At 65.8% G+C, this 15,663-nt stretch carries 17 protein-coding genes; 14 read left to right on the forward strand and 3 right to left on the reverse strand.

The genetic code is table 11. The annotated features are described in order from the left end of the window. Positions 1–11: 11 nt before the first annotated feature. A complete protein-coding gene (locus ACZY0B_RS13555) occupies positions 12–1,193 on the forward strand; it encodes an acyl-CoA dehydrogenase family protein (protein WP_463764636.1) in 1,182 nt (393 codons plus the stop codon). Positions 1,194–1,286: 93 nt separating this feature from the next. Further along, positions 1,287–2,015 (forward strand): ZIP family metal transporter, encoded by a 729-nt coding sequence (locus tag ACZY0B_RS13560; RefSeq protein WP_463764637.1) that lies wholly within the window; start codon positions 1,287–1,289, stop codon positions 2,013–2,015. Here ACZY0B_RS13560 and ACZY0B_RS13565 read toward each other — a convergent pair. From ACZY0B_RS13565 to ACZY0B_RS13575, 3 genes are all read right to left on the reverse strand, one after another. Further along, complete coding sequence (locus tag ACZY0B_RS13565) at positions 2,008–2,685, reverse strand: DUF427 domain-containing protein (RefSeq protein WP_463764638.1); 678 nt, start codon at positions 2,683–2,685, stop codon at positions 2,008–2,010. The genes ACZY0B_RS13560 and ACZY0B_RS13565 overlap by 8 nt on opposite strands. A gap of 198 nt (positions 2,686–2,883) precedes the next feature. Then, complete coding sequence (locus tag ACZY0B_RS13570) at positions 2,884–3,675, reverse strand: SDR family NAD(P)-dependent oxidoreductase (RefSeq protein WP_463764639.1); 792 nt, start codon at positions 3,673–3,675, stop codon at positions 2,884–2,886. Between the two features lie 82 nt (positions 3,676–3,757). Then, the gene (locus ACZY0B_RS13575) at positions 3,758–4,492 is read right to left on the reverse strand and encodes an SDR family NAD(P)-dependent oxidoreductase (RefSeq protein ID WP_463764640.1); all 735 of its coding nucleotides are present in this window, start codon (positions 4,490–4,492) and stop codon (positions 3,758–3,760) included. 1,028 nt (positions 4,493–5,520) lie between these two features. Here ACZY0B_RS13575 and ACZY0B_RS13580 point away from each other — a divergent pair. The 12 genes from ACZY0B_RS13580 to ACZY0B_RS13635 all read left to right on the forward strand — a co-directional run bounded on the left by ACZY0B_RS13580 (position 5,521) and on the right by ACZY0B_RS13635 (position 15,656). Next, positions 5,521–6,690, forward strand: coding sequence for a CaiB/BaiF CoA transferase family protein (locus ACZY0B_RS13580; protein ID WP_463764641.1), 1,170 nt, complete (start codon positions 5,521–5,523; stop codon positions 6,688–6,690). 169 nt (positions 6,691–6,859) lie between these two features. Then, positions 6,860–7,441 (forward strand): hypothetical protein, encoded by a 582-nt coding sequence (locus tag ACZY0B_RS13585; protein ID WP_463764642.1) that lies wholly within the window; start codon positions 6,860–6,862, stop codon positions 7,439–7,441. Further along, entirely contained in the window at positions 7,441–8,145 is a 705-nt protein-coding gene (locus tag ACZY0B_RS13590) for an NIPSNAP family protein (protein WP_463764643.1), read from the forward strand. Before ACZY0B_RS13585 ends, ACZY0B_RS13590 begins: the two co-directional genes overlap by 1 nt. A 47-nt stretch (positions 8,146–8,192) precedes the next feature. Beyond that, a complete protein-coding gene (locus ACZY0B_RS13595) occupies positions 8,193–9,368 on the forward strand; it encodes a cytochrome P450 (RefSeq protein ID WP_463764728.1) in 1,176 nt (391 codons plus the stop codon). A gap of 1 nt (position 9,369) precedes the next feature. Continuing rightward, a complete protein-coding gene (locus ACZY0B_RS13600) occupies positions 9,370–10,338 on the forward strand; it encodes a zinc-binding dehydrogenase (protein WP_463764644.1) in 969 nt (322 codons plus the stop codon). Next, positions 10,335–11,081 (forward strand): HpcH/HpaI aldolase family protein, encoded by a 747-nt coding sequence (locus ACZY0B_RS13605; RefSeq protein ID WP_463764645.1) that lies wholly within the window; start codon positions 10,335–10,337, stop codon positions 11,079–11,081. Before ACZY0B_RS13600 ends, ACZY0B_RS13605 begins: the two co-directional genes overlap by 4 nt. Next, the gene (locus ACZY0B_RS13610) at positions 11,078–11,476 is read left to right on the forward strand and encodes a nuclear transport factor 2 family protein (protein ID WP_463764646.1); all 399 of its coding nucleotides are present in this window, start codon (positions 11,078–11,080) and stop codon (positions 11,474–11,476) included. The genes ACZY0B_RS13605 and ACZY0B_RS13610 overlap by 4 nt, the downstream gene beginning before the upstream one ends. Beyond that, positions 11,470–12,195 (forward strand): SDR family NAD(P)-dependent oxidoreductase, encoded by a 726-nt coding sequence (locus tag ACZY0B_RS13615; RefSeq protein ID WP_463764729.1) that lies wholly within the window; start codon positions 11,470–11,472, stop codon positions 12,193–12,195. The genes ACZY0B_RS13610 and ACZY0B_RS13615 overlap by 7 nt, the downstream gene beginning before the upstream one ends. A 7-nt stretch (positions 12,196–12,202) precedes the next feature. Continuing rightward, positions 12,203–13,726, forward strand: coding sequence for a flavin-containing monooxygenase (locus tag ACZY0B_RS13620; protein ID WP_463764647.1), 1,524 nt, complete (start codon positions 12,203–12,205; stop codon positions 13,724–13,726). Next, a complete protein-coding gene (locus ACZY0B_RS13625) occupies positions 13,723–14,640 on the forward strand; it encodes an alpha/beta hydrolase (protein WP_463764648.1) in 918 nt (305 codons plus the stop codon). The genes ACZY0B_RS13620 and ACZY0B_RS13625 overlap by 4 nt, the downstream gene beginning before the upstream one ends. A 34-nt stretch (positions 14,641–14,674) precedes the next feature. Next, positions 14,675–15,160: an acyl-CoA thioesterase gene (locus ACZY0B_RS13630; protein ID WP_463764649.1), complete on the forward strand. Its 486-nt coding sequence runs from the start codon at positions 14,675–14,677 to the stop codon at positions 15,158–15,160. Between the two features lie 55 nt (positions 15,161–15,215). Further along, entirely contained in the window at positions 15,216–15,656 is a 441-nt protein-coding gene (locus ACZY0B_RS13635) for an SRPBCC family protein (RefSeq protein WP_463764650.1), read from the forward strand. The last annotated feature ends 7 nt before the right edge of the window (positions 15,657–15,663 follow it).

Raw genomic sequence — 15,663 nt, forward strand, 5'->3', positions numbered from 1 at the left:
TAAAGACGACAATGGACTTCTCCCACGTCGACCTCTCGCCCGAGAACCAGGAATTCTACGACCAGACCCGGGCGTTCGTCGCCGAGCACGTCACTGACGAAGTTCGGCGGCGTGATCGCGAGACTGGCGAAAACTTCAGTGAACAAGTGCATTTGGCGCTGGCTGAAGAGGGTTATCTGACATCGGATTTCAAGCTGGAGTCCGAAGGCGGATTCAATCCGGTGCGCCGGCGCATCTTCCACCTCGAGATTGGTCGTGCCCACACGCCGTGGTTCCACTGGGGCACCACGGCGGTCGTCGCGCGGTTGGTGAAGCAATTCGGCGCACCCGAACTCGTCGACGCGATACTTCCGGGCGTGCTGTCCGGTGAAATCCGGCTATGCCTGGGCTACACCGAGCCCGAGGGCGGCTCCGACGTCGCGAGCTGCAAGACCCGAGCCGTGCGGGAAGCGGATGGATCGAGCTGGGTCATCAATGGCTCCAAGATGTTTACCTCCAACGCGCAGAACGCCAAGTATGTCTTCCTGCTCACCAACACCGATCCGCAGGGGCGCAAACACAAAAACCTGACCATGTTCCTGGTGCCGCTGGATTCCCCGGGCATCGAAATCCAGGGCATCCGGACGCTGGACGGCGACCGCACCAACATCGTGTATTACAGCGACGTACGGGTCGATGACCTCTACCGGATCGGTGAGGTCAATGCCGGCTGGACGGTGATGCGGTTCGCTCTCGACGCGGAACACGGCATCACCGAGACTGAAGACCATGGCCTGCAGAACATTTCGATGATGTCAGAGCACGGCCACCTGATGGCCGAGGCGGCCGACGGAGTCACGGTGATCCTGGCCACGCCCGGTGCGGACGGGCGGCGCCCGATCGACGACGACTCGATCAAATACCGGCTTGGGCGCAGCTTGGCCCGCATCGAGGCGGCGCTGTCGACTCCCGGAATGTACGGACGCGTGGCGCTCATTCAGACAATGCGGGACGTCTCACCGGAATTGATGGACATGCTGGGGGCAGCATCGGCATTGCCCACTGATACAACGGGTTCCGCGGACGACGGCGCTGTCGAGTTCATCTTCCGGCATGGCATACCCGCCGGGATCTACGGCGGCACCATGGAGGTCTTCCGCAACATGATCGCCCAGCACGAGCTGAAGCTCGGACGCCCTAGCTACGGCGGTTGAGCGCAGAGTCCCGCTGTCCTGCCGCCGGACTCACCGCCCTACTCTTGGGCCGTGCTGCTCCGTTGAATCGACGGCAGAAAGGTGGGCCGCGCGGTGGCCGTTCTGGTGGCCTTTGGCTCGTTCCTCACCACTTTGTTGGGCGGTTATGCGGCGCTGCGTATCGGCTCCTACCGTAATCTCGTGCTCGGCTTGGCCGCCGGGTTGATGCTCGGTGCGGTGAGCTTCGACCTGTTGCCGGAAGCGTTGAGCCAAGGCGGTTGGCAGCTATTCGGTATCCCTGCTTCGCTCGTGGCATTCGTTCTCGGCTTTCTCGTGCTGCATGTCATCGAACACACCGTCGGTATTCATCGCGGCCAGCGGGCGAATGACGCGGATATCGCGGAAGCGCCCAGCGTTGGACTGTTGGCGGCATCGGGGTTGGTGGGCCACAGCGTCATGGACGGATTCGCCATCGGAGCCGCATTCCAGGCGGGTGCGGGCGTGGGAGCAGTGGTCGCGGTGGCGGTGATCGGCCACGACTTCGCGGACGGCTTCAACACCTACACCATCACGTCGATCTATGGAAATGACCGCCGACGGGCGCTGACACTGCTGACCGCTGATGCTGTCGCGCCGGTTGTCGGTGCGGCTCTCACGCTGATCGTGACGATTCCCCATCGCATCCTCGCGGTCTACCTTGGCTTCTTCGCGGGATTCCTGATGTATTTGGCGAGCGCCGACATTCTGCCGAAAGCACACACCGGGCAGCGCACCGCGGCGACCCTGGGATGCACCGTCGCCGGGGTGCTATTCATGTTTGCGATCGTTGCGTTGGCTAGCTGAGCGGCAGCTCGGCCTGCACGTCCACCCGCGCGTCGTCGAAACTCAGAAAGCCTTTGATGGGAAGGCTTTCCGGCGGCGGATCCGGATAGCTCCAGGCGATGTCCTCGATGACATCGCCGTCGATGACGGCGGACCAATACGTGGCGAAGCCTTTGTAGTTGCAGTAGCTCGACGTGTCAGAGCGTTGCAGCAGATCGGTGCGCACATGCGCGGGATCGACGTAAAGCCTTGGCGCGAGCGCGGTCTCGAAAACGATCACGGTGTCGTGCGTGTCGACCAGCGTGCAGCCCGCGACGCTGACGCGCAGGCGCCGTTTGGTCGGACGGCAGTCGACGCGGTGGTATGGATTCGGCGGGTAGTGAACGAGTTCGCGGCCTTCCTCCAGCCAGGTGTCGACGGCATCCCACGGCACGTGAACGAAACCCGGCGCTTCCGGCTCGGGTTCGGCGGGTAGGTCGCCCACTTCGTCGGCCCGGAACAGATAGCTCAGCGGGCGACCCTGCCGGTGCACCATCAGCACCTGCTCGGTGTCGATCACCGGGCGTCCGTCCCGCAGCGCCTGAACGCGTCGTGGGTGCGGCTCGATGTAGACCACGTCGCCGGGCAGCGGGGGAGAGAACCGCCCGGCCGGATCGCCGCTGAGGGGACCACGTCCGGCCACCAAGGTCATGGTGCCTAGGTTAACGCCGTCGGGCGGCGTCACTGTCCCGGATCTGGATGTCGGCCGAACGCTTCACCGCGATCTTCGCCCAGGCCGCCACCGAGGCCGGCGTCTTCGGGGCGCCGAGTTCGACCGGGACGGACGTTTCGTGAGGCGGGATCGCCTGGCGAGCCGACGTGTCGTCATGCGCGTGACTTTGGAGATTGGTCAGTCGACGATGACTCCGCTGGTTAAGTTGACGACCGTCCCAGTGAGTGCCGCGGCCTGATCGGAGGCCACAAATGCGGCCACATCCGCGAGTTCTGCCAGGGTGGTCGCGCGCTTCGTGTGAGACGTATTCAAGACTGCCGCCGCGAATTGCTCCCTGCTGGTGCCATATGCGTCGGCGTGCAGGCCGAATACCGTGTCGATCGTCGCCGTTTCCTCCATGCCAGTGGTGCGCAGGCATACGGCGCGGACACCGTAGGGGGCCCATTCCGCTGAGAACATCCGATTGAGGCCTTCGAGCGCCGCCCACGCGGGGGTCATACCACCGGTCAGTCCCACGCCGAGGCGGGCAGGCTCGGGTGTGTGCATCAGGATCACCCCGGAACGTTGCTTGATCATGTGACGTGCAGCCGTTCTGGCGGTGATGAAATGCGCCCACGGATAGGTGGCTAGCGGTAGCGCGAAGCTTTCTACCGATAGCTTGGTGAGAGGAATTCCTTGTATCCCTCGCTGCGGAATCCCAATCGCGTTGAACGAGATATCAACCGTGCCAGCGGTAGCCACGACATTGTCGAGGTGGCTCGCCACAGCGGTTTCGTCCATCGCGTCGATCCGTGCGGTCTCCGCGGCTCCGCCGGCGGCTACGATTTCTTTCGCTAGCGCGTCGAGGACGCCTATGTCTCGTCCGGTCAGGAAGACGCGGGCGCCGTCGCGGGCGAACGCGCGGGCAACCGCGGCCCCCACCGCTCCTCCGGCGCCGTAAACAAGGGCGTTCTTGTTTTGAAGCGACATGTCTGTTCTCCATTCACCGCCGTAGCGGCAGTCATGATCTCGTTGAGTTGACAAGGGGTCGAGCCGAATTCGGCTCGTGGGCTTAGCCGATGACGGACTCGGCCTGTGCGAGCAACGCCGCGTATTGGTGTTCGAGGATCTTGGCGGCGCCCTCGTGCCAGCTCTGCGCCAACGACCGCGACATCGGATCGGGGAAGATTTCGTCGTCGTCGCTTTCTACCCCGTCGAAGATGCCCTGTGCCACGGATTGTGCAGTGGCCTTGGGTATTTCGAGACCTCGGGTCATATCGGTGTCCACCGGACCGGTCAGCACCGCATGGACGTGAACGCCCTTCCCGGCCAGGATCACCCGCAGCGACTGCGTCAGGGAGAACGCGGCAGCCTTGGAGATGGAGTAGGCGGGAATGAGCGGCAAGGGAGCCAAGGCATTCACCGACAGATTGTTGACGATCGATCCCCCGGAGTGAGTCAGCGCCGGCAGGAAGGCCTGGATCACGGCGTACGTGCCGAAGAGATTCACCTCGAGGTGCCGTTGGAGCGCGGAAGGGTCGCTTAAATCATCGTAAAGCGCCAGACCGGCATTGTTGATCAAGATGTCGAGAGAACCGACCTTGTCCACAGCCTGCTGAATGTCCGCGCCGTTGGTGATGTCTAGTGCCAACGGCGTCACGCGGGGATCGTCGTTGTCGGCCAAGGATTTTCGGGTACCGACGTATACCCGGCCGGCCCCTCTGTTCAGGGCCTCCTCGGCCAGCGCGCGCCCAATGCCGCGATTGCCTCCGGTAATCAGAACCGATCTTCCCGAGATTGTCACCACGATGACGATCTCCCTTCTTGTGTGGTGTCGGTAGGCCGCACCTGTCGGTGGGCTTACCGCGGCCGGCTGTCGCACGGTGTCCGCATGTATTCCGATACGTCGGGCAGCCGAGAATCATCGGGGGGCAGATCAGAGGCCTAGCCGGCTGCACGGCCGCATCGCCCCGGAGGCGTTGAGCCCACTAACCACTGGCAGCCGTGGGCGCGGCGTCGGGAGTCGGCCATCGAGGGGCGAAGTGTCGCAACGCACTTGAGGCAACGATAAGGAAACGGCCAGATCACAAAGCTTGACCTAACCGTGTCGTAAAAGAGACAAAAGGCGCCCATTGTTATCAAAGTGAAATGAGTGCGGCTTGCGCACTTCCGCCACCACCCAGGAGATCAATGACCGCACCGACGATGTACCGCAAAAGGATTGACAGGGTCCGTCGCGCCTCACGGGTTCGCCCACCCGAGGCGCGGGAAGGTCGCGGCAATGCGGCTTCAGCGGTGCTTCGTCCACTCGTGGTTACGGTGGGAGTCCTCACGGCCGGAGCAACGGCACCGGCCCCCGGGCATGCGGACCCGCCCAACGGCTCAGTCACCAGCTCCCTCACCGGGATCGGGCAGTCGATCTGTCCAATGTTGGTGAAACCGGGCGCGACGCTCGCGTCGGTGGCCTCGCAATTGTCCGGAAAAACCGGCCTTTCGCCGGGCATGGCGGGGATCGTCGCCACTATGGCGATACAAATGGAATGCCCGGGCATGATGGCATCGGTCGCCAACGGGAAAATGCCTTTCCCGTTGCCGGACGTAGGTGGCAACGCCCCGGCTATCCCAGGCCAGTTGCCGGTGGCCAACCCTGCCCCGGCCGTTCCCTTCGGATTGCCGGGTCACTAGCGGCGCAAATCGCGGATGCTCCCACTGTGCGTGGCAGACGAAGGCGCCGACGTCTTGCCGGGTTGGAATGCCTGAGCGGAAAGCTTTAAGGACATCAACCCGGTGACCCAGGAAGAACACGCCGCGACGGTACGGAGTAGGAACGTACCCATGGCAGGACCGGTAGCAGGCCTCAAAGTCGTCGAACTCGGAGTGTGGGTGGCCGGGCCGGCCGCCAGCGGCATCCTGGCCGACTGGGGCGCCGACGTCGTCAAGATCGAGCCGCCGGCCGGCGATCCGGGCCGCATGTTCGGCCGGATGCTGGGCTGCGACCTCGGCGTCAACCCGCCGTTCGAGCTGGACAACCGCTCCAAGCGCAGCATCGTCTTGGACCTCACCACCGAAGAGGGCCGGGAGACCGCCTTCGAATTGCTGGCCGACGCAGACGTTTTCGTGACCAACGTCCGTCCCGGTGCGTTGCAACGCCTGGGTCTGGACTTCGAGTCGCTGTCGGCCCGCAACCCGCGCCTGGTCTACGGCCTGATCACCGGCTACGGCCAGACCGGCCCCGACGCCGACCGGGCCGCCTACGACGTGGCCGCGTTCTGGTCGCGCGCCGGGGTGGCCCACCTGCTCACCCGGCCCGGCCAGACTCCGCCGTTCCAGCGCGGTGGCATGGGCGACCACTCGGCCGGCATGACCCTGGCCGCGGCCATCTGCGCGGCGCTGCTGGCCCGCGAACGCACCGGGGCCGGTCAGCTGGTGACGACCTCGCTGTATCGCCAGGGCGCTTACACCGTGAGCTTCGACCTCAACACCTATCTGCTGACCGGCCAGCCGATCGCGATCGGGCAACGCGAAACCATGGGCAACCCGTGCATGAACAACTACGCGGCCGGCGACGGACGGCGCTTCTGGATCGTCGGCCTCGAGGGTGACCGGCACTGGCCGCCGCTGTGCCGCGTCGTCGGGCACCCCGAATGGCTCGACGACCCGCGATTCAGCGACGCCGCCGCCCGCTTCGCCAACGGTGTGGAGCTGATCGCCGAGCTGGACCAGATCTTCGCAACCCGCTCGCTGGACGAATGGGCGGAGGCTTTCGCGGCCGAACCGGATTTCTTCTGGTCGCCGATCAACTCGATCGAAGATGTCGTGGCCGATGAGCAGTTCCACGCTGCGGGCGGCATCGTCGACGTACCCGACGGAGAGTCCAGCGTGTCGATGGTGGCCACCCCGGCGGATTTCCACGGCACACCGTGGGCGCCCCGCTGGCCGGCCCCCGAATTAGGGCAGCACACCGACGAAATTCTGGCCGAACTGAAGGCCCGTCGCGACTCCTGACCGCTCCGGAGAAGCTTTACAAATTTCGCCAGAAGTGTCACGCTGTGCGATGAGCCGCGTCACCCGTTGCGTGAGGCGGCGTGAGCCCTTGAGAAGCCCATGACAAGCGCTGCAGTCAGATGCCGTAGAGCCATTGCACTCCGCGGTGTGGCGGTGAGGAACGGATTTGATGGTCACTCCGACGTTCGACATCGGCCCGAGCCGGCGGGTTGGCGCTGGACGAGCGACCCAGGGAAACGGCGAGTGCCTGCGATATCGACTGGACGTGGTGGCGGGTAGCGCCGTCGACGTCGTGCACTCGGCCGGGGGATGGCTCTACGACCGGGTGATGGCGGGCTGGGAGGTAACCGTGCTGTTGCCGGTCAGCTGCGATACCCGGCCGCTGCGCATCCTCGGGGTGGGCGTGGTCGACACCGAATCGGAATTCGTCCCGACCGCGATGGGCTCGACGAGCCACACGCTGGCCGTCAGCGCCGAGGCGTTCAGCGCTGATGCCCGAGTGCGTGACAAGGTGCTCGAATCCCTGGGCGACCGGCTGACCGAGGTCGCGCTGTGGGGCGAGGGATGGCCGTTGGGAGTGAACCGCGGGATGACCCGGGCGCAGCACGTGCTGTCCGCGGCGGCGCGCAAGTTCAAGGGCTACGCCCTTGCGGCAGCCGGGATCCCGTCCGCCTTAGTCGAACCGACCGAGACGCTGCTGTGTGAGGCGAGCTATCCGCGCGTCGACTCAGAGCTGGTCCGGCTCGACTGATGAAGAAGTACCACGGCCACACCCTGCTCTACCTGCACGAGACGATCTCGCTGGGATCCGGAGTTGCCGACCGCTTCACCGAGGTTTTCGCCGACACCTACCAACCGATGATGGAGGAGCTCGGCGCCCGGCTGTTCGCGATCTGGGAGGCCACGCCCTACAACGGTCACTGGCCACAGGTGACCGTCATCTGGGAGATCGACGGGTTCGCCGACTACGCCAAGATCGGGGCGGCCCAGGCGCGCGGTGGCAGTCACGAGGCCGCGGCCGGCAAGTGGTCGGCATTTCTGGCCGAGATCGGCGCCGCGGGGGAAGGGCGAATCATGTACCCCGGGCCCAGCAATAAAACTCTTGCCCAGCTGCGCGAGGCCAATTTCGCTGCGACGCTGGTGATTCAGGAGATCATGCAGACCAAGCCCGGACGTCAAGACGACTACATCCGCGAGCTGGAACGTCTCTATGTCCCGTGGTCGGAGCGCACCGGCAAGCGCTGGCTGGGTTCGTTCACCACCACCTTCCGCTACAACGAGGTCATCCACTACTGGGCGCTGGATGGCGGCTGGGACTGCTTCGCCAACCACTACCCCTCGTGGAAGGAGAGCCCACCGTCGGAGATCGTCACCTGGATGAGCGTGGCGCCGGCATTGCGCGACGGCTGGGAAGACTCGATTCTGCAGGCCCTACCGCCCTCCCCGCTGCAGTGACGGCCCCGACCTCTGACTTCGCCTACGACCCGTTCGACGCGGACGTCATGGCAAATCCGTTGCCGTACTACCGAACTCTGCGCGACGACTATCCGGTCTACTACATGTCGCAGTGGGATACGTTCGCCCTGTCCCGCTTCGACGACATCTGGCGGGTCCTCGAGGTCAACGATGGAACCTTCGTCGCGTCGGAGGGAACCCTGCCCGCCGCGGCGGTGCTGGCCAAGCACAACACCGGACCGGTCGAGGATCCGCCATTGCATCCCTTGCCGTTTCACGCGGTGTTCGACGCCGACCTGTACGGCGAGATCCGTCGCGCGCATTCGCAGCCATTGCGGCCCAGGTCGGTCGCCGGGCTGGAAGCCAGGATCCGCGAGTTGGCCAACGAGCGCCTCGATCTGCTGCTGCCGCAGGGCTCGTTCGATCTGACTCAGGACTACGGTGGCATCGTGGCGGCCTCGATGGTCTGCGACTTGCTGGGCATATCAACCGAACTCGCACCGCAGGTGTTGGCCGCGGTCAACGCCGGTAGCCTCGCCGCGCCGGGTGAGGGCGTCGACACCGCGCAGTCCCGCCCCAACTACCTCGAATACCTGATACCCGTGGTCCAAAGGCGCCGAGCCGACCAATCCGGCGGCCCGCTTCCGGTGGTCGACGGGCTGCTGGGCTACCGGCTGCCCGACGGCAGTGCCCTGAACGATGTCGAGACCGCCACTCAGATGTTGTGCATCTTCATCGGGGGCACCGAAACCGTACCCAAGATCGCTGCCCACGGACTGTGGGAGCTCAGCCGGCGGCCCGACCAGCTCGCCGCGGTGCGTGCCGATCCCGCCGCCAACGTGCCGGTCGCCCGGGAGGAGATGCTGCGGTACTGCGCGCCCGCGCAGTGGTTCGCCCGAACGGCACGCCGGTCGTTCACACTTCACGGCCAAACCATCGAGCCGGGCCAGCGCGTGATCACGTTGCTGGCTTCGGCCAATCGCGACGAACGGGAGTACCCCGACCCCGACGAGTTCATCTGGAATCGGCCCATCACCCGCTCTCTGGTGTTCGGCCGCGGCCAGCACTTCTGCATCGGCTATCACCTGGCCAGGCTGGAAGTGGCTGTGCTGGTACAGGAATGGCTGCGCAGGGTGCCCGACTTCGAGATCAAGAGCCAGGGCGCCACCCGCCTGCCGTCCAGCTTCCAGTGGGGATGGAACCAGATCCCGGTGGAGGTCTGACGTGTGGTCCTACCGGATCGTCGCCCCGTATGCGTTCGAGCGCACGTCGATCCCTGACAAGACTGCTGACAGCCTGGCCGACGGTCAGGTGCTGCTGCGGTTCCTGGCCGCCGGGGTATGCGGAAGTGACCTGCCGGCCTTTCGGGGCGCCAAGGGCAGGCTGCCGGGTGACGACGGGCCGAGCGCCGCCGAGAAAGACGGCTTCCCGATCCACGAAGTGGCCGGCGAGGTGATCGCCAGCCGACATCGGCAGCACCGCCCCGGCGATCGCGTGGTGGGCTGGGCCTCCGGTTTCGACGGGATGATGGAGCGGGTGATCAGCGACGGCGACGGGCTTGCGCCCTACGACCCGGCACTCACCGCCGCGCAGGCGGTCGGTCTGCAGCCGCTGGCGTGTGTCCTCTACGCCTGTGAGCAACTGGGCGACCTGGCCGGCCGGCACGTCGCGATCATCGGCCAGGGCTCGATCGGGCTGCTGTTCTCCTACGTCGCCAAGGCTGCCGGCGCCCGGCGCGTCACCGGCGTTGACCCCGTCGACCGGCGAAGCCTCGCAACAACATTCGGCGTCGACGACGTGGTTCGCGCGACCAGCGACCGGTGGGTCAGTCAACTGGCGCCCGCCGACCGCGCCGACATCGTGATCGAAGCCGTGGGTCATCAGGTCGCCACCCTGGGGCACGCCGTCGAAGCCGCCGCGCCCGGCGGCACCGTCTTCTACTTCGGCGTCGCCGACGACGAGGCCTACCCGATTAACATGCGTCTCATGCTGCGCAACAACCTGACCCTGAAATCCGGTGTGACGCTTGACCGGCGGCGGGTGCTCGAGCTGGCCGCCAAGTTCGCCGCCGAACATCCCGAACTGCTCGGCTGCTATCTCACGCACAGCTTCGGCATCGACGACGTGCAGGGTGCATTCGACCTGGCGTGCCGGCCGGTTCCCGAACGCGTGAAGATCGCGATCGCGCAGTGAGCATCTTCCGTGAGGTGCTGGACAAACCCGCCCCGATCTGGGGCGGGTGGATCACCGGCCCGACGCTGATCGGACCGGAGGAATTCGCGCGTGCCGGTTACGACTACGTGGGCTTCGACGCCCAGCACGGCTACCTCGACGACGCCGATATCGCCGGCATGCTGCGGCGCCTCGAGCAGGTGCCCATCGCGACCGCGGTGCGGCTGCCCAATGCCGACCCGGCGCCGATAGGCCGGGTGCTCGACGCCGGAGCCGATGCCGTCTTCATCGCGATGATCGAGTCGGCCGACCAGGCCGCGGCGGCGGTGGCCGCCACCCGCTACGCCCCGGCGGGCATCCGCAGCTTCGGCCCGTTGCGCCCTAGCCTGGGGCTCGACCCGGGCGACCACGAAGCGCGGGTGAGCGTATTCGCGATGATCGAAACCGCCGCGGCGGTGACGACTCTCACCGACATCTGCGCGGTCGACGGGCTGGCCGGAATCTATATCGGGCCCGCCGATCTGGCGATCTCGATGGGCCACGCCCCGGTCGGATCGACGAGACACCCGGAAGTGCTCGACGCGATCGTGCGCATTCATCGCGTCGCCACCGAAGCCGGACTGGTCACCGGGATTCACGCCAGCGAGGGAAAGACCGGTCACGGGATGGCGCAGCTCGGCTTTCGGATGATCACCCTGGCTGCCGAATCGCAGGCGTTGCGGCGCGGAGCGATCGAGCACCTACGCGAGGCGACCGGGCAGTGACCGACGACCAAACGGCGATTCGCGAACTGATAGCCGGCTATGCGCTCGCCCTTGACGCAGGCGACATCGATGCGTGCGTGCAGCTGTTCACCGCCGATGCGGAATTCTTGGTCTATGGACGCTCTTTCGCCGGACACGAGGGGATTGCCAAAATGTTCCGTGATGCGCCCCGCGGACTGCACATGACCGGTGTCTCGCGCATAGACGTCGGCGACGACACCGCGACCGCACGCTCGCAGGTGCTGTTCGTCCGAGCGGGCGACCTGCACCTGCGGCCCGCGCTGTACGACGACGAATTCATCCGCCGCGACGCGCAGTGGCGTTTCCAGCGGCGGCGTTGCCAATTCGTCACTAGTCACGGTCTGTCCGACAGCCCCGAGGTGCCGTCATCGTGAGCGTCGCACTCGTCACCGGCGCCGCGGGCGGCCAGGGCTGGGCTATCGCCAAAAAGCTTCGTGCGCAGGGGTATTCCGTCGCGGCGTGCGACCGGCGGGCCGATGACGTCGTCGCCGCGGTCGCCGAATTGGGTGACGACGAGGTGATCGCGATCGAGCTCGACGTGACCAGCGAACAGCAGTGGCAGACCGCGGTCGAAAAGACGGTGGACCGATTCGGGCTACTGAGCGCACTGGTCAACAACGCCGGGGTGCTGCACCGCGCCGCCCTGTCCGACGAGACGGTCGAGGATTTCGAAAACGCCTGGCGGGTCAACTGTCTGGGTGCGTTCCTGGGCATGCGCGCCGCGCTCGCTGCGATGCGGGAGGCCGAACACGCGTCCATCGTCAACATTTGCAGCACGGGAGCGATCCGCCCGTTCCCCGCGCACTGCGCCTACGGATCGTCGAAGTGGGCGCTGCGGGGTCTGACCCAAACCGCGGCGGCCGAACTGGCCCCGTCCGGTATCCGGGTCAATGCGGTGTTCCCCGGACCGATCGCGACCTCGATGCTCGATGAGGACACACAGGCCCGGCTGACGGCGACGGCGCCATTCGGGCGGCTCGGGCAGCCCACCGAAATCGCCGACGCGGTCGCCTTCCTGGTGTCGGACGCGGCGTCGTTCATCACCGGTTCGGAGCTGGTCGTCGATGGTGGGCAATGTCTGCAGATTCGATGAGGACGACATGAGAACGGACTTGTCGGTGGGCATCATCGGTGCCGGTCCGGGCGGGCTGGCTCTGGGAATCCTGCTGGCCCGCTCGGGTTTTCACAACTTCACCATCTTCGACCGTGAAGACGACGTCGGTGGCACCTGGCGGATCAACACCTATCCGGGCCTGGCTTGCGACGTGAAGTCGCATCTGTATTCGTTCTCCTTCGACTTGAATCCGCAATGGTCGCGGCTGTGGTCGCCGCAGCCCGAGATCCTCGCCTACTTCGAGCGCTGCGCCGACAAATACAGGCTGCGGCCCCACCTGAAACTGCGCACCGAAATCCGCACGGCGCGTTGGGAAGAAAACTCCCAGCAGTGGTGTCTGACCACCGGCAGCGGCGAACAACACCGCTTCGATGTCGTGGTCTCGGCCGTCGGGCTGTTCACCCGGCCGCTGTTTCCGGAGCTCGTCGAGCAGGAGCCGTTCACCGGAATCGTGATGCACTCGTCGCGATGGGACCATTCGGTCGAGCTCGAGGGCGCACGGGTGGCCGTGCTGGGCACCGGGTCGACGGCTTCGCAGCTGCTGCCCGAATTGGCGAAGGTGGCCGGCCAGGTGTACTCGGTGCAACGCTCGCCGACGTGGATTCTGCCGAAGCCGGACCGGCACTACACCCGACGGGAGCGCTGGGCCTTCGCCCATCTGCCGTTCGCCAAGAAGCTGTACCGAACCCGGCTGTGGTTGCGCAGCGAATCCAACATCTCGGTGATCGAGCATGGCAGCGAAAAGACTCAGGATTTCACCGGCATCGCCCTCGGCCTGCTGGAAAAGACCGTTGCCGACCAGGAATTGCGGCAGAGGCTGACTCCGGATCACCCGATAGGCTGCAAGCGGCTGGTGTTCTCGTCGGACTACCTGCCGGCGCTGACCCGGCCCAACGTCGAAGTGCTGACCAGTCCCGCGCGATACCTGCGGGCCCGATCGCTGGTCACCGAGGACGGCACCGAACGCGAAGTCGACGTCGTGGTGTGCGCGACCGGTTACGCGGCGGCCGACTACCTCGGACAGCTGGATGTTTCCGGGGAAGGCGGAACGACACTGCGCGAGGTCTGGAGCGAAGGGGCGCATGCGTATCTCGGCATGGCCGTTCCCGGATTCCCGAACTTCTTCATGCTCTATGGACCGAACACGAACGTCGGCTCCAACAGCGTGATCTTCATGCTGGAAGCTCAGGCACGCTACATCGTGCGCGCGCTGAAGTACATGCGGCGCAAGGGCAAGACGTATGTGGCGGTGCGGCCCTCGGCGCTGGCGCAGTTCATCGCCAAGATCGACCAGTGGATGGTCGGCACTGTGTGGACCACCCAGTGCAGCAACTACTTCCGCGCCGCTAATGGGCGCGTGGTCACGCAGTGGCCGCGCAGCGCGCGTAGCTTCTGGGAGATGACGCGCAGGTTCAAGCCCGCCGACTTCATGTTCTCCCGTCGCCCACAGCACGCCTTGTTCGCTGCCGACGGCGAGGCTGTCATCGCGCCCCAGCGGTCGAGTCGATGACGGAATTGGACGGCGCGGCGCGCCTCGATCCCGTGCTGCGCGCGGTTGCGAACACCCGAACGGCCTTCTCCCCGGAGGCGATCGAGCTGATGCGCGGGCCGTTCGACCAGCGCCGCCGGGAAGCCGCCGCACTCACCGAGATGCCGGGCGTGGCGATCACCAGCGATGAAGTCGGTGCCGTTCCCGTCCGCATTTATCGTGGCGGGCCGTCGCCGGCACCGGTGGTCGTCTACTGCCACGCGGGCGGATTCGTGCTGGGAAACCTCGACACCGATCACCGGCAGTGCGCCGAACTCGCCCGCCGCGGCCGCTGCACGGTGGTGTCGGTCGATTACCGGCTGGCCCCGGAGCACCCCTATCCGGCCGCGCTCGACGATGCGATCGCGGTGCTGAACTGGGTGGCCGGCAGTGCGGCGGAATTGGACGTCGACGCCGCGCGGCTGGCCGTCGCGGGCAGCAGCGCCGGGGGCACTTTGGCCGCATCCATGGCGCAGCGTGCCGCCGACGGATCGCTGCCGCCCGTCGTGTTCCAACTGCTGCACCAGCCGGTGCTCGATGATCGCGCCACCGCGTCGAAAGCGGAGTTTCGCACCAGTCCGGCCTTCGACAGCGAGGCAGCCGAACTGATGTGGCGCTACTACCTGGGCGAGGGATCACCTGATGCGGTGCCGGCCCGGTGCACCGAATTACGCGGTTTGCCACCAACTTTGATCACCTGCGCGGAAGTCGATCCGTTCCGCGACGAAGCGATCGACTACGCGCAGCGGCTGCTGCACGCCGGAGTATCCACCGAACTGCACGTCTTTCCCCGCACCTGCCACGGCTTCGATTCACTGCTGCCCGACTGGTCGGACTCACAACGGCTGTTCACGCTGCAAGGCAACGCCCTGACGAACGCCTTCTACGGCAACTAGCCGGGCATCCGACGAAACATGTTGGAATACAACCATGGCTATCATCCCGCCGGCACCAGAGAAGCTCACCAACAGGGACTTCCCGGTGCTGTGGCCGGTAGGCACCAGATGGGCCGACAACGACATGTTCGGCCATCTCAACAACGCGGTTTACTACCAGCTGTTCGACACCGCGATCAATGCCTTCATCACCATCGGCACCGGGCTTGAGCCGACCTCGATGCCGGCGCTGGGTGTCGTCGCCGAGTCGGGCTGCCGTTATTTCTCCGAACTGCAATTCCCGCAAAGCCTCGAGGTGGGCCTTGCCGTGACACGGCTGGGCCGCAGCAGCGTCACCTACCGGCTGGGCGTGTTCGAGTCCCAAGAGGGCGCGAAAGAAGGTCAAGTGTCGCGGCCGGTCACCGCGGTCGGGCATTGGGTGCACGTCTACGTCGACCGGGCCAGCCGTAAACCGGTCCCGATTCCCGACCCCATCCGGGCCCTGCTGTCGACGGCCTGCGTCGATGGGGAATCGGCCTAGAGCCCGAGATAGCGCCCTGCGCTGGGGCTTTCGCTTGCCCGGCTATGCTTCGCCAATGCCCGTTTTGAGCAAAACCGTCGAGGTTGACGCCAACGCCCCCGCCGTCATGGCCATCGTCGCGGACTTCGAGCGGTACCCGGAATGGAGTGACGGGGTCACGGGCTGCTGGGTGCTTGCCCGCTATGACGACGGCCGCCCCAGCCAGCTGCGCCTGGACGCCGCCTATCAAGGCTTCGAGGGCGTCTACATCCAGGCCGTGTACTACCCGGGCCCGAACCAGATCCAGACGGTCATGCAGCAGGGCGAGCTGTTCAAGAAACAGGAGCAGCTGTTCAGCGTGGTGGAAATGGGCGCCGCGAGCCTGCTGACGGTGGACATCGACGTCGAACCGTCGATGCCCGTGCCGGCGCCGCTGGTGAAGTCGATGCTGAACAACGTGCTCGACCACCTCGCGGACAACCTCAAGCAACGCGCCGAGCAGCTGGCCGCGAGCTAGCGGCAAC

Source organism: Mycobacterium sp. IDUB_19 (assembly GCF_055419445.1).